The organism is Cuspidothrix issatschenkoi CHARLIE-1, from assembly GCF_002934005.1.
Taxonomy (GTDB): Bacteria; Cyanobacteriota; Cyanobacteriia; order Cyanobacteriales; family Nostocaceae; genus Cuspidothrix; species Cuspidothrix issatschenkoi.
The window spans coordinates 1-13,924 of sequence record NZ_PGEM01000055.1 but is presented as its reverse complement, the minus strand read 5'-3'; the positions used below and the strand labels follow the sequence as shown (position 1 = coordinate 13,924).

Genomic DNA, 13,924 nt, shown 5'->3' with positions numbered 1-13,924 from the left:
GCTGTTTAGTTTGCTTCCTAGAGTTCCCTGTTCCCTGTTAACAGTTCCAGAGTTCCCTGTTCCCTGTTCCCTGTTCCCTGTTCCCTCTCCTCACAGACAACTTTTTCAGCAACCCCTAAATAATCACAAAACGCGAAGATTCCTAACACATATTCTGACTCCTGACTCCTGAGTCCTGAATTCTTACAGACAAAGTTTCCATCAATGCCAAACCAGCTACAGGATTACCTATACTATCTAAAGCAGGACTGTAGCTGGCCACTGCTCCCTGATTTGGTACTATGGCCATTAGTCCCCCACTAATACCAGATTTCATCGGTAAACCTATTTTCACAGCATACTCGGCGGAAGCTTCATATAAACCGCAAGTTAACATCACTGTATTCACCATTTGCCGATGTTCATTGTTAATCACATCGCTTTGACAAGCTAATACTTTTCCTAACTTCGCTAAATCTTCTACCCTGCCACATATACAGCATATTTGTTCATAAACATCAAGAGCAAATTCAATATTCTTTACATTTCCGGCTTGATGGAGATAGTTTGTAATATCTATATTTATTGGAGAACGATTAGCACGAACTGAATTTAGAATATCCGCATCTATATATAATTGAGTATGAGCTAATTTATTCAACCATTCATAAAATAATTGTGTACATTCATTAGCACTGTTTCCTGGTAGTTTATCAGCGAGGGTAATCGCACCACTATTAATCATCGGATTGCGGGGATGGCTATTATCTGCTATTAATTGTGCTAATGAGTTAAAAGCTAAGTCCGATGGTTGCACGCTTACCCATTCTAAAACTTGTTGTGATCCAAATTTTTCTAGTAGATACAGAAAAGAAAAAGGTTTAATCACACTCATAAACGGAAATAGACAAGCTGTATCTCCTAAACTATAATTTTCCCCTGATTCAAAACTTATATGCACAGCAAACCAATGAGGATTAGCGGTAGCTAAGATAGGAATACGGTCTAGAACTTTCCCCCTTGGCGTTTGGGTTTTTGCTTGTTCTACCCAGAGAGATAAATTATTTATATTATCTATAGTGATGCGGTTCATGTTTGAATATGGGTAATGGAAGTTGAGATAAATTTGCTTTTTTCATTTAGGATGAGAGCAAATTTGTACATTGAGAATTATATAGCTATAGCACTTGTTTCCAGATCCCCGACTTCTAAGATAAATTTATCACTTTCCGAATACAATCAATCAAAGGAGTCGGGGATCTTATCACCTCACCTGAATCCTTACCATTGAGAATTATATGTTTAAACATTATTATTGGTCGCTAACAACATCCTCCCCTCTATTGCTTCCCAAGTTTTAGGAAACACCCGCACCGCCGCTTCCTTACATTGGATAATTAGATAATTAGCATATAAAAAATTATCTAAAGCCTTGATTTCTTCTTTCGATAAATTCACCATTTCTGGAGTGAGATTAAAACTTTTCAGGAAGGTTATTATCAAATTTTCAGCAAAATCTCGATGCACTTCTTCCGGTTGACTACTATCAGGAATTTTAGCTTCTATTGTGGTTAATTCAGTAAGTAACGCAGTTAAATTCAGGTTATGATTATATATTTTTGATTTTTCTACCTCCTCAATGTATTTAATTGACATAGTAATAGCGTAGGCGTTGGCGTAGGCGTAGGCGTAGGCGTAGGCGTAGGCGTTGGCGATGGCGATGGCGATGGCGATGGCGTAGGCGTTGGCGATGGCGTTGGCGTTGGCGATGGCGTTGGCGTTGGCGTTGGCGATCGCAACTGCACGTTTCCCAACTGGTTTATAATCACCCTGAGAGCCTACTGTGACTTCTTCCGCCCAATTTAATAAAGTTTGTAATTTCGGGGTATTGATATACCTTTGTGCTTCTTTTTCCATCAAAAGCAACAAATCATCTGCACCACCCCGCATAACCCCAGCTACTAATAAAAATACCTCTTTCCAACGCTGATCTGTCAGATGTTCAGTAACTAATTTTTCAACTAGACGATAATCATCAATATATTGGGCGGTTAAATATTCCTGTAGAGTGAGATGAGAAAATGAAAATACATCTTCTGCCCGTTCTACTAAAATTCCTTGTTGAATAGCAATGGCATTTAAAACTGCTTCACCATCTAAATGCTGTGGTGCATTCAAATTACTCGCCAAAAATGTTTTTATTTGTTCAACAATCTCCCGTTGAGAGAAAAACAATCTGTTAGATTTAAAACCTGCATAGGCAATTTCCGATAATAACAACTCTTCTAATTCTGTATGCAAGCCTTGGTAAATTTCATCTTGCAAAATTCGCTTTTCTGAAGCCCATTCCTCTAATAATATCCGCAACGCCTTTTTATATAACATACTGCGATTATTAGGAAAATTTTGGGAACGGTCATATACTAAACATAGAAAAGTTAGTAATAAAGGTGTGTGTGCTAATTCTTTCGCAGCTTCGTTTTCTGGCTTTTGTAGTAATTCCCAACATTTATTACTTGTTTGTGCTTGTTTATCGTCTTTTCCCTGAAACCAATTATTAATAAATTGCTGAATTTGTTCATCATCAAAATCAGCCATCGCTACATCGCTAAACCTCCGAAAGTTATGACGATAAGCTGCTATGCGACAGGAAGCTATAAACCGATTTTGACCATATTTATCAACAAAATTTTGAATTTGATTAATTGTCTCAGTTAAATTTTGACTGGGAACTTCATCCAAACCATCCAATAAAATTAATAATTTACCTTGTTCTAAAGCTTTAGCTGTAAATTTTTCTGGAACTGGAAAACCACAAATATTAAACTCATTAATAATATATTTTTCAATATTCATCTCGCTAGATGTAAACCTTTTTAATTCAATAAAAACCGGAATACAACCATGTGTAAATTCTCCTTTTTTTCCTTTGAGTGCTTCCATTCCCATTTTTCTTAAAAAGGTAGACTTACCCGCACCTGGTCCACCCAAAACCATCAAATATTGTTTTTCATTAGCAATTTTAATTCCTGGTTGTTTTTGACAATCTTCAGATTTTAACTTTCGTGTTTTTGCTTCACGATATGATTGTTCTAATTCTTCGATGGATGCAAAACTACGAATAGCATCATCATTTAAAAACTGTACTGCTGTATACACAGATTCTAGCTTGACAGGTTCACGCATTCCCAAGACTTTGAGAATACCGTGTCTTTCTGCATAGTTCTGTTCATATTGTCTAGAAGCATCAAAAATACGTTGTTTTTTATTTTCATCCAGGGTTTTACCAAACATTCCCAGAACTTTACCACCGCTTCCCCAAAGAGACTGGAAAATGGGAACTGCTACACCGCTAACAGCTTGGGCTAATAAAGGTTCAAATCCTGTCATCATCCTGAAATGTGTGAATATATATAAAAATATACCAATCTAATTTGATTGGCAAGAGTCAGATCCCCGACTTCTCCGAGAAGTCGGGGATCTTGTTATTCATAACTCATTTAGGATTGCTATATGGCTTTTTACAACGAGTCCAATAGGGTGTGTTACTGGTAGCGTAACGCACCATTAATCAAGTTTAGGGTGCGTTAGGCAAAGCAGTAACGCACCCTACAAATACTACTCTCTAAATCAAGTCGCGCAAAAAAGAGGATCTAGGGCTTGACATTCGATTTTAAATCTGTTATGATAGAGCTGACAAGGAAGAACTATCATAAAATAATTTCAGTAGACTGGGTTAACGTCAAGAAACCCAACACATAATTTTTACCGTTACAAAAAATGTAACCAGCCCTGACATAAATTGAAGCAGTGTGAAACTATAAATATACAAATTGCATCAAGTAATTCACCCTGAATGTGAAAATGTTTTGGTGGCTGTTGATTATTAACAGTTAACCAGGAGTTGATGCCTTTCTAGAGGAGTGTCCAGAAAAATGTCTATCACTGTTGTATCTAATTCTCGTTTTCCACGTAAAAACTTTGGGAAACTTATATCTTTGAGTATATTTATGTGCGCGATATTTATTTTACCAGCATCAGCGCAAGAAAAAGAAAAATTATGGCGGACTTTAACTGTCAGTGGTAGAGGGGTAGAAACAATTTCCACAACCTTATCCCAAGTTAGTTTGGGTGTGGAAGTGCAAGGTAAAACACCTCAAGATGTACAAGAAGAGGCCGCCCGTAGATCATCGGCGGTGATCACCTTACTGAAAAAACGCAATGTCCAGAAATTAACTACTACAGGAATTAGTCTCAACCCAATATATAGCTACAATAATAACGTCCAACGCATTACAGGTTATACAGCTAATAATACAGTTAGTTTCCGCATTCCTACAGATGGAACTGGAATATTATTAGATGATGCCGTCAAAGCAGGGGCGACACAAATTAATGGTGTGAGTTTTATTGCCAGTGATGAGGCGATCGCCAACGCCCAAAAACAAGCCTTAAAAAAGGCTACCCAAGATGCTCAAGAACAAGCAAAAGCAGTTCTTAGCAGCTTAGGTTTAGAACAAAAAGACATTATCAGTGTTCAAATTAATGGTGCAACCCCACCTCCACCACCCATGCCTTATCGGGCTGATGTTGCTAAAATGGCACTAACACAAGCCTCTACTCCCATAGTCGCTGGTGAACAGGAAGTACAAGCATCAGTAACATTGCAAATCAGTTATTAGTAATTCTTCATTGGTCATTAGTCATTAGCAAAGAAAAACAATGAACAACTGACCAATGATAACCGACCAATTAAAAATTATCTGGTGACATATCAGACATCCCGCCGTCACCATCGCGTTTTGAACCTAATAAATCTAACTGATCTACTAAAATCACTGGTTTTGATCGGCCAACTCCAGATTGGCGATCGCTCCAGGTATCAAACTTCAAAGAACCTTTTATGCCAATTAAACTACCTTTACGGACATAGTTCCCCGCAACTTCTGCCGTTTTTCCCCAGAGTTCCAGATTAAACCAGTCTGGCTTGTCATTGTTACGTGATTTCCTGTTAACAGCAAGTGTTAATTGACACAGTACCTTACCCGACTCAAAAAACTTCATATCTGGGTCGCCGCCCACACGACCAACCAGAGTCACAACATTAATAGTCATGAATTTCCTTTTAGTATGTTTGTATTGTGTTACCTAAATTTTAGAATACAGCAGACTGCACATCCGTGAGGTACAAACTGAACAACCAAAACCCAAGCAAAATGGGTGTTGCGCGTCCTGCCTCCTGCCCCTCATAATAACTAATTGTCAAAATAATAGAAATATGTTATGTATACTAACAATTAACTTTACATTTACAAAAAAAAATCAAAAAAGACTAGAAAATTAGAAAAATTATACGGTTATACTGAGTGATATTGAGAAGATAGAGGTAAGACTCCTGCAAATAAAATCAATATTGACAGAAGCTAGAGGCAAAAAATAGCCTAGTTTACTGGGGTCAGTCCAACAAGGGTCATGGATAGATCATTATTGAATCTTATCTTTATACTTACACGTCGAGCATATAGGGGGCATAGAAGAAAGTGGGGTTTTTCAGAAATTTTCGTCCATCATGGGATATGGGTATCGACCTCGGTACAGCTAATACCCTAGTTTATGTATCTGGTAAAGGAATTGTTCTGCAAGAGCCTTCCGTTGTAGCCATTGATCAAAATGAAAAGGTGGCTTTGGCAGTAGGAGAAGAAGCTAAAAAAATGCTGGGTCGTACACCCGGTAACGTAATTGCCCTGCGTCCTCTGCGTGACGGTGTCATCGCTGACTTTGATACCGCCGAATTAATGCTAAAGAGCTTTATTCAGCGAGTTAATGAAGGTAGATCCTTAATGTTACCCCGCATTGTCATCGGCATTCCTAGTGGAGTCACAGGGGTAGAAAGACGGGCTGTAATGGATGCCGCCACCCAAGCCGGAGCAAGGGAAGTATTTTTAATTGATGAGCCAGTAGCAGCAGCTATTGGTGCAGGATTGCCCGTCGCCGAACCAACAGGTAACATGATTATTGATATTGGTGGTGGCACAACAGAAGTAGCAGTATTAAGTCTACAAGGTACGGTAATTAGTGAATCAGTACGGATTGCTGGCGATGAACTCACCGAAGCCATTATCCAGTACATGAAAAAAATTCATAATCTGGTAATTGGTGAACGCACTGCTGAGGATATTAAAATTAAAATTGGTTCTGCCTATCCTACCGGAGATGATAGTGAGACTTCCATGGAAGTGCGGGGCTTACATTTACTATCTGGTTTACCCAGAACAGTTACCATCAAAGGCCCAGAAATTCGAGAAAGTATGTTAGAGCCTCTAGGGGTAATTATAGAAGCAGTTAGACGAACATTAGAACGCACACCACCCGAACTTGCCGCAGATATTATTGACAGAGGCATCATGTTAGCTGGTGGTGGAGCATTGCTTAAAGGTATAGACACCTTAATCAGTCACGAAACAGGAATTGTTACTCATATTGCTGCGGATCCTCTTAGTTGTGTAGTTTTAGGAACAGGGCGTGTATTAGAGAACTTCAAACAGTTAGAAAGAGTATTTAGCGGTCGTTCTCGCAATATGTAACAACAACTAGTAAATTAGAAATATTGGATTCTGTATCTTTTCTTAATATGACTATGGAATCCATTACTTTAATTTAATATTTGTCCTGAGAAAACCTAGGCACTAGAATCAGTTCTTCAGTCTTCATAATCCAATAAATTTATAGATGTGTACAGGTATATATGTTCACTGTAAGACGTTGGTGGGAATATAAAGGATTACAAATAGGATTATTAGCCTTAGTGATAGGTAGTGCTTGGACACTCAGAGAAACTAGGGGCGCGTTACTCCGTGAGCTTTATCAAAGTATGTCTAGTCCCTTGCAAATGCTAAATTCAGGGACAATGCCGGATAAAAATGTACGGGATGCCAAAATGCTAGAGTTAGAAACTCGCATAGCTGAGTTAGAAAGCCAAAATGAAAAATTAAAAAGTTTAGTGGGTTATATAGAGAAAGAAGTCCAGTCACAAAAACCGATTATAGCACGGGTAGTCGGTAGGAGTGCAGGCCATTGGTGGCAACAAGTAATTTTAAATCGTGGTAGCGGATCCGGGATTAAAGCCGGCTCTATTATTAAAGCTGAGGGTGGCTTAGTGGGATTAGTCGAAAGTGTGACAGCTAATACTAGTAGTGTATTATTAGTGAGTGATTTCAAAAGTCAAATAGGTGTGACTGTTAGCCGCACATCAGCGAAAGGAATTCTACAAGGAGATGCTTCGGGTGAAGGCATACTAGAGTTTTATGAAAAAATTCCTAATGTGAAAGTAGGTGATTTAGTATCTACATCTACTTATAGTCAGAAATTTTCCCCAGGTTTAGCCATAGGTAGAATTAAATCTTTAGATTTGAAAAAACTTCCAGCCTCAATTGCCAAAGTAGAACTATTTCCACCTATTCGCTATTTAGATTGGGTAACCGTTTATCCTCCAGTAGAGAAACAAGAGTCGGAAAGTCTAGAGAAATTAAAAGTTAAAAATTAAAAATTCATGAGTCAGTAGGGGCGAACGGCCGTTCGCCCCTACAGGATTCATTGAATCAGGAGTTAAGATATTTGTTTGTAAATTGAAACCTATCTAAAAACCTAGTTTTACCTCCTGCCTCTTCCTACCCATCACCCATGACCATAAAGATGAAGATACTTAGATTTATTGGTAAAAGAAATCGAAAACCATCATCAACCCGCAAATCTTATTTTTTAATTCCGCCATTAAAACTTTGGCATCCTTGGTGGCATCAATGTGTAGATTGGATGATCATGGTGGGAACTGTGCTGTTATGTTTACTCTTATCCCCAACTCGTCTTCCTGGCATGGAATTATTAGGCATTGCTCCTAACTGGTTACTAATTTGGGTTGTGGCTTGGAGTGTAAATCGCTCGGTATTTTCTGGTATGCTATCAGGAATAATTTTAGGACTGTTACAAGATGCCATGACATCACCAGATCCAACTCATGCCTTGAGTTTAGGAATAGTAGGAATGTTCACAGCATTAATCCAAAAACAGCGATTCATTCAAGAAGACTTTATTTCTATTGCTTTAATTGTATTTGGGATGGCTGTGGTAGCAGATACTATTTTTGCAGTGCAGTTATCTTTCATGGGCGATCGCCGTTGGGAAAGTATTTGGACATATTACCAGCGTGCTACTTTAGCTTCAGCAATTCTCAGTAGTTTGTGGGCCCCTGTTGTTTACTATCCTCTCAATCGTTGGTGGCAGCAAATCAAATCAATTCGTAATTCATCATAAGTTAAATGGATAATTCCCCAGGGTTCTCTACAACATCTGCATCTTTACCCCAAGATCATCAACCTGTAGTCAAAGAAACGGTAGGTAATGACTTTGACTCGCGGATGATGTTACGTTGTCTGGAACTAGCCCGCACTGCCTTGGGACTCACTTCACCCAATCCTTTAGTTGGCGCGGTAGTTGTCCAAGATGGCAAGATTGTCGGGGAAGGGTTTCATCCCCGTGCCGGCGAACCCCATGCAGAAGTTTTTGCCCTAAGAGCAGCAGGAGAGAGATCGCGGGGCAGCACTATTTATGTCAGTCTTGAACCTTGTAACCACCATGGACGCACCCCTCCTTGTTCTGAAGGGCTAATTAATGCTGGTGTGTCTAAAGTTGTGGTGGGCATGGTTGATCCTAATCCTTTAGTAGCAGGTGGGGGAATTGGGCGGTTACGTGCTGCCGGGATAGAAGTAGTAGTAGGAGTAGAGGAAGCAGCCTGTCAAAGATTAAATGAAGGTTTTGTCCATCGCATTCTCTACAAACGCCCTTTAGGAATTTTGAAATATGCTATGACCTTAGATGGCAAAATTGCCACTACTGGTGGTCATAGTGCTTGGGTAACAAATCAAGATGCTCGGACTGAGGTTCACCGTCTCCGAGCCGCTTGTGATGCTGTTATTGTTGGTGGTAATACGGTGAGACAAGATAACCCTTACCTAACTAGCCATCAAGTTGAGGTTCATAATCCCCTGCGAGTGGTGATGAGTCGGAGTCTGAATTTACCAGAACAAGCTCGACTATGGGATACTCATGTAGCCCCAACTTTAGTATTAACAGAAGTTGGTAGTTCACAGCCCTTTCAAAAGATGCTGCGATCAAAAGGGGTGGAAGTGGTGGAATTTGCGTCATTGACACCGGAGCAAGTCATGGCCCATTTATATGAGCGTGGTTTTTGTAGCGTGCTATGGGAATGTGGGGGTATCCTAGCAGCTAGTGCGATCGCTCAAGGCGCAGTGCAAAAAATTATGGCATTTATCGCCCCTAAAATTATTGGTGGAGATTACGCGCCTACACCTGTAGGGGATTTGGGTTTAACTAATATGACTGAAGCGTTAGCCTTAGAACGTGTGACTTGGCGAATAGTCGGCTCTGATTGTTTAGTAGAAGGTTATTTACCATCAGTAATTAAATAGTATAGATACTCAACTAAGATTGTTGGCGTTCATAAGCTAAATCACGAATCAGACTCAGACGCGATTGAATGTACTCACAAAGAAAATCAATTTCATGGGCATCTAAGAAAGATTGATTAGTGATTTGTTTAACCAACCATTGTACTAAACTCGCATCATCTAATTGCAAGAGAGTTACTGTATGGGTGGCTTCAACTATAGACCAAAGTTGACGCATGATGGTTGGAGTCATTAGACCTCTATTTAATCATTAATTTAGTTCTTTTCAGATTACACAATTCTGATATTGATTGACGGCATAAATCTACAACAAGATATAAGTATTATTAAAAATTTAAGAAATCAATTTATATCTTACTTAAAATTAAGAAATATCAACTTATATAAATTAACAAAAATTTACTTCATTTATCTCAATAAAGTTTAGAGCAAACAATCAGAAAATTTAGTAATTAGTAATTGGTAATTGCTAATAAAAATAATTCTCCCCTGCTCCTGTGATCCCGGTTGATGAGCGTAGCTATACTAATGCTGCCCTGCTCTCTTCCCCAGGCCTAAGATAATAATTTTACAAAATGACAGACTCATGGTTAAATCTGATCATAAAGTGGAATGTACTTGAGGAAAATATCTCAATGTTTCATCCTATTAATCTGAGTAACATAACTCAATATTGCCAAGACAATTCCGTTGGCAAAATGTTACCTGATGCTTTTTACATTCATATTTTAGCGTTACATACTCTTAACCCTTGGCTTCAGGAATATGAAAGCCGCGCTCGTAGTGCTTTACCTCAATTACATACGCCAACTCTAGTTAAATTTAGCACTACTAAACCGAAGATTTCCTATTTATTTTATCCTGATTTTGATACTGATCCGCATCCAGCTTTACAGGCTAGTATTCAGGTTGACGTAGAAACTCTAGAAATTAGCTATCGAGATTATAGCGACTCAGAAAATCCCCCTATTCTCCACCGCAAAGAAACCTTTGTTACTCCTGACTATCCCTTTTATGAGGAGTTTGCCTCCTTAACTCGCGCTCAAGTGGCTTTGGGTTTACTTAATCATCCCCAAGGAATTGGTACTAAGTTAGGTTGGGAACAACGCCTACAAGTCTATGGTGTCCAAGTACAAGGACATCACTTAATTAAAAGAGAAAGTAGTTCCATAGCTACAAATATAGTTCCCAAAATAGACCGACATAAAGCCGCTATTATTCGTCCTGATTTATCCCGTCCTGTGCGGTTAGCCCTAGAATGTGGCTTATTTAGTCCAGAAACTACCTTTTTTGATTATGGTTGTGGCCACGGTGGGGATATTACTCGCATTGCTGCACAAGGTTATAAAAGTTCTGGTTGGGATCCTTACTACTCACCAGATACACCTAAAATAACTGCGGATGTTGTCAATATTGGTTTTGTGATTAATGTAATTGAAAATCAAAGCGAGCGCCGGGAAGCTTTAATACAAGCTTGGGAATTGACTCAGAAGGTGCTGCTAGTAGCTGCTCAAGTATTAATATCAGATATGAAACGGGGTGTGATTGCCTATGGTGATGGAATTATTACTAATCGCAACACATTTCAGAAATATTATGAGCAAGAAGAATTAAAAATTTACATTGACCAAGTATTAGGAGTTGATGCTATTCCTGCCGGTTTGGGGGTTTATTTTGTTTTTCGAGATGAAGTTGAAGCTGAATTATTTCGCGCTTCTCGTTTCCGTTCCCGTGCCACTACTCCCAGAGTACGCGCTTGTGTGAAGCGGTTTGAAGAATACCAGGAATTATTAACGCCGTTGATGACTTTTATGACGGAACGGGGAAGACTTCCCAGTAAAGGGGAATTACCTCAAGAAGCAGAAATTACCGAACAATTTGGGACTTTGCGCCGGGCTTTTAATGTCATTATACAGGCAACAGACGTAGATGAATGGGAAGCGATCGCCGACAAACGCCGTCAAGATTTAATGGTCTATTTAGCACTGTGTAATTTCAGCCGTCGTCCCCGCTTAGGAAAATTAGCAGCCGCAGTACAACAGGACATACTCAGTTTATATAGTAGTTATAAACAAGCCTGTTTAGATGCAGATTTAATGTTACGCAGTCTAGGAAATACAGAACTAATTATTAAACGTTGTTGGGAAAGTAAGGTAGGAAAAAAATTACATAATTCCCTTTGGGTTCATATTTCTGCATTACAAGCCATTGATCCTTTATTACGTCTTTATGAAGGTTGTGCAAGTCGCACCATTGGGAGATTAGAAGAAGCAAATGTGATTAAATTCCATCTAAAAACACCCAAAATTTCCTATTTATTTTATCCTGATTTTGATATTGATCCCCATCCCATTTTATCAAGAGTTATGACAATTGATTTACGAGATTTACACGTTACTTATCAAGATTATGATCTAGAAGATGATCCGCCAATTTTACACCAAATAGAATCTTTAGTTACTGCCGATTATCCCCAATATGAAAAATTCGCTAAATTAACTCGTCAAGAAGAAGATAGGGGACTTTTAGATAATTGGCATAATATTAGTCGTCTTTCTGGCTGGAAAAAATGTTTAAAAGAAAATTGCTGCATTTTACAGGGTTTTAAGTTAAGCTGGGCGAAAGATGCTGATCCCTATAAATTAAAATTATTAAAAAATGCTGTTAATCATCGTCAAATAGAAAGGAATAAGATTAGTGAATAGGGAACAGAGTTGAAAGTCCTTTGGTGTATGATTTTTTAGGTAAATTCTGTATCTCATCTTAATCTGCGTTTATCGGCGTTCAATTTCTTGAGCTAATTTTATCCAATCTCCAATTCCTTTTTTTGTGGGAATTCCTGAATTATTAAATGTCCAAATATCTCGTTTATGTTGATTTCCATAACTAATGTGAATTGGTTGGTGGTCACTGTAAAAATAGAGAGAATCAAAAGGCAATTTATTTTGTAAAATCCATTCTACTAATTTTGTACTCGGTAAATCTATAATCAAAAAATCACAAGCAGCGCCTAATCTTTCACAGTAGTATTTACCATTTTTATTGATTTCATAGCTGATATGCTGGTCAAGGTTAGGAGCGACACGCCCATTTTTTTGACCTGTAACTGGGTCTTTTTTCTCCAGATACTTTTTTAAATCTGGTGAACAAAAACCGTAGGTAAGTCGAAATTTTTCTCGACTAAAATAATCTATAATTGGGTCAATGATAAATTTGTGTAAATCCTGTAAGGCAGGAATAACTTCCGATATATTTTGCGGATATGGGTTGATATTTTCGGCATATTTATGATAGGTTTGACTACAAGTACAAAATTCCTCTAAAGTCAAATATCTACCTAATTTTAAATTGCTAGTATTCATAAATACTTATCCGTGTTTAGCCTGTAGTTTGATTGTAGCATTTGCATAAATATTCAGCTATAGCACTCGTTCATACCCAGATACCCGACTTCTTTTATTAATTGCGTCCATGAATGATAAATTGATCACAGAAGTCGGGGATCTTTTTACCTCACCTGAATTCTTACGCATTTGTTTTCTTGTCAATAAGTTAAAAAATGTGAATAGATTGATAATTGAAGATGTATTTAGGGTTTGATTAAATAAACGAAAAAGATAAACCATATTATCAGTAATTATTCTGTAATCAATATTTAATTACTTTTTGAATTTTGTCTGACTACTTACTAAGGTCTAGAAAACTATGAATGTTCAAGAACTTTTAGCCAGATACGCCATAGGAGAAAGAAGCTTTAATTGTATTGCTTTACCCGGAGCAAATTTACAAGGAGTCAACTTAGGTGGTGTGGACTTCGGCAGAGCAGATTTAAGAGGAGCTAATCTCACAGCAGCATCTTTAAGTGGAGCTAATTTAAGTAAAGCCAATCTGCAAGGGGCAAAGTTAGAAAGAGCGCATTTATCCGAAGTGATTCTTTGTGGTGCTGATTTAACTGAAGCTATTTTGTCAACTGCTCATCTAAATGAATCCGATCTTAGCGGGGCATTGTTAAGTGGTGCTAACTTGTGTGATGCTAATTTACACATGGCCTCAATTTCCGCCGCCAACTTGCAGGGTGCAAACCTGAGCGGCGCGAAAATGGGAGGTGTGAGAATGTGGAAAGCAGACTTACAAGGAGCAGATTTGAGTGGTGCAGATTTAAGCGAAGCTAATTTATGCGAAGTGAATTTAACTGGAGCTAATTTAGAGGACACAGATATGAGTGAAACCTTCTTAACTGGGGCAATTATGCCTGATGGTAGTATTCATAGCTGATGTTGTTATACAAAATTAATGATACATGCCCGATACTTTTTTGCTAACTAATGCTAACAAATACATAAGTCGAGATTTTCTCTCAACCAAGGCGTATCAACCAATGCACGTAGATAAATTCCTCGCGCACCATTCAAATCTCGGTTCATGATTCTACCATCTATCCGAGATTTAATGATTTTAGA

General features: G+C 38.3%; 12 protein-coding genes. 7 read left to right on the top strand and 5 right to left on the bottom strand.

The features are described 5' to 3' along the window. Positions 1-142: 142 nt before the first annotated feature. Together CUN59_RS08575 and CUN59_RS08570 are read right to left on the bottom strand one after the other, a co-directional pair. Positions 143-1,072 (bottom strand): glutaminase, encoded by a 930-nt coding sequence (locus CUN59_RS08575; RefSeq protein WP_104387453.1) that lies wholly within the window; start codon positions 1,070-1,072, stop codon positions 143-145. Positions 1,073-1,281: 209 nt separating this feature from the next. Then, entirely contained in the window at positions 1,282-3,372 is a 2,091-nt protein-coding gene (locus CUN59_RS08570) for an NACHT domain-containing protein (RefSeq protein ID WP_243406901.1), read from the bottom strand. A gap of 542 nt (positions 3,373-3,914) precedes the next feature. Between CUN59_RS08570 and CUN59_RS08565 the strand changes: the two genes are divergently transcribed. Beyond that, positions 3,915-4,661 (top strand): SIMPL domain-containing protein, encoded by a 747-nt coding sequence (locus CUN59_RS08565; protein WP_104387451.1) that lies wholly within the window; start codon positions 3,915-3,917, stop codon positions 4,659-4,661. 70 nt (positions 4,662-4,731) lie between these two features. Here the strand turns inward: CUN59_RS08565 and CUN59_RS08560 are convergent, their stop codons facing one another. Then, a complete protein-coding gene (locus tag CUN59_RS08560) occupies positions 4,732-5,094 on the bottom strand; it encodes a single-stranded DNA-binding protein (protein ID WP_104387450.1) in 363 nt (120 codons plus the stop codon). Positions 5,095-5,555: 461 nt separating this feature from the next. Here CUN59_RS08560 and CUN59_RS08555 point away from each other — a divergent pair, with 461 nt between their 5' ends. The 4 genes from CUN59_RS08555 to ribD all read left to right on the top strand — a co-directional run bounded on the left by CUN59_RS08555 (position 5,556) and on the right by ribD (position 9,464). After that, the gene (locus CUN59_RS08555; protein ID WP_104387449.1) at positions 5,556-6,563 is read left to right on the top strand and encodes a rod shape-determining protein; all 1,008 of its coding nucleotides are present in this window, start codon (positions 5,556-5,558) and stop codon (positions 6,561-6,563) included. Positions 6,564-6,724: 161 nt separating this feature from the next. Then, the gene (mreC, locus tag CUN59_RS08550) at positions 6,725-7,522 is read left to right on the top strand and encodes a rod shape-determining protein MreC (protein WP_104387448.1); all 798 of its coding nucleotides are present in this window, start codon (positions 6,725-6,727) and stop codon (positions 7,520-7,522) included. A gap of 149 nt (positions 7,523-7,671) precedes the next feature. After that, positions 7,672-8,289, top strand: coding sequence for a rod shape-determining protein MreD (gene mreD, locus CUN59_RS08545; RefSeq protein WP_104387447.1), 618 nt, complete (start codon positions 7,672-7,674; stop codon positions 8,287-8,289). Positions 8,290-8,294: 5 nt separating this feature from the next. Continuing rightward, entirely contained in the window at positions 8,295-9,464 is a 1,170-nt protein-coding gene (gene ribD, locus CUN59_RS08540) for a bifunctional diaminohydroxyphosphoribosylaminopyrimidine deaminase/5-amino-6-(5-phosphoribosylamino)uracil reductase RibD (RefSeq protein ID WP_104387446.1), read from the top strand. A gap of 13 nt (positions 9,465-9,477) precedes the next feature. Here the strand turns inward: ribD and CUN59_RS08535 are convergent, their stop codons facing one another. Continuing rightward, positions 9,478-9,696, bottom strand: coding sequence for a hypothetical protein (locus tag CUN59_RS08535; protein ID WP_104387445.1), 219 nt, complete (start codon positions 9,694-9,696; stop codon positions 9,478-9,480). Positions 9,697-10,099: 403 nt separating this feature from the next. Here CUN59_RS08535 and CUN59_RS08530 point away from each other — a divergent pair, with 403 nt between their 5' ends. Then, a complete protein-coding gene (locus CUN59_RS08530) occupies positions 10,100-12,169 on the top strand; it encodes a DNA phosphorothioation-associated putative methyltransferase (protein WP_243406900.1) in 2,070 nt (689 codons plus the stop codon). 69 nt (positions 12,170-12,238) lie between these two features. Here CUN59_RS08530 and CUN59_RS08525 read toward each other — a convergent pair whose 3' ends face one another. Beyond that, the gene (locus CUN59_RS08525) at positions 12,239-12,826 is read right to left on the bottom strand and encodes a hypothetical protein (RefSeq protein ID WP_104387443.1); all 588 of its coding nucleotides are present in this window, start codon (positions 12,824-12,826) and stop codon (positions 12,239-12,241) included. Between the two features lie 343 nt (positions 12,827-13,169). On the opposite strand from CUN59_RS08525, the gene CUN59_RS08520 reads away from it, so the two are divergent. Further along, positions 13,170-13,739 carry a pentapeptide repeat-containing protein gene (locus tag CUN59_RS08520; protein ID WP_104387442.1) on the top strand — a complete coding sequence of 190 codons (570 nt, stop codon included), beginning with the start codon at positions 13,170-13,172 and terminating at the stop codon, positions 13,737-13,739. Positions 13,740-13,924: the final 185 nt, after the last annotated feature.

Excerpts from the sequence above, each read along its gene's own strand:
- CUN59_RS08575 (WP_104387453.1), bottom strand. The coding sequence starts at position 1,072 with ATGAACCGCATCACTATAGATAATATAAATAATTTATCTCTCTGGGTA.
- CUN59_RS08570 (WP_243406901.1), bottom strand. The coding sequence starts at position 3,372 with ATGATGACAGGATTTGAACCTTTATTAGCCCAAGCTGTTAGCGGTGTA.
- CUN59_RS08565 (WP_104387451.1), top strand. The coding sequence starts at position 3,915 with ATGTCTATCACTGTTGTATCTAATTCTCGTTTTCCACGTAAAAACTTT.
- CUN59_RS08560 (WP_104387450.1), bottom strand. The coding sequence starts at position 5,094 with ATGACTATTAATGTTGTGACTCTGGTTGGTCGTGTGGGCGGCGACCCA.
- CUN59_RS08555 (WP_104387449.1), top strand. The coding sequence starts at position 5,556 with ATGGGTATCGACCTCGGTACAGCTAATACCCTAGTTTATGTATCTGGT.
- mreC (WP_104387448.1), top strand. The coding sequence starts at position 6,725 with ATGTTCACTGTAAGACGTTGGTGGGAATATAAAGGATTACAAATAGGA.
- mreD (WP_104387447.1), top strand. The coding sequence starts at position 7,672 with ATGAAGATACTTAGATTTATTGGTAAAAGAAATCGAAAACCATCATCA.
- ribD (WP_104387446.1), top strand. The coding sequence starts at position 8,295 with ATGGATAATTCCCCAGGGTTCTCTACAACATCTGCATCTTTACCCCAA.
- CUN59_RS08535 (WP_104387445.1), bottom strand. The coding sequence starts at position 9,696 with ATGACTCCAACCATCATGCGTCAACTTTGGTCTATAGTTGAAGCCACC.
- CUN59_RS08530 (WP_243406900.1), top strand. The coding sequence starts at position 10,100 with ATGTTTCATCCTATTAATCTGAGTAACATAACTCAATATTGCCAAGAC.
- CUN59_RS08525 (WP_104387443.1), bottom strand. The coding sequence starts at position 12,826 with ATGAATACTAGCAATTTAAAATTAGGTAGATATTTGACTTTAGAGGAA.
- CUN59_RS08520 (WP_104387442.1), top strand. The coding sequence starts at position 13,170 with ATGAATGTTCAAGAACTTTTAGCCAGATACGCCATAGGAGAAAGAAGC.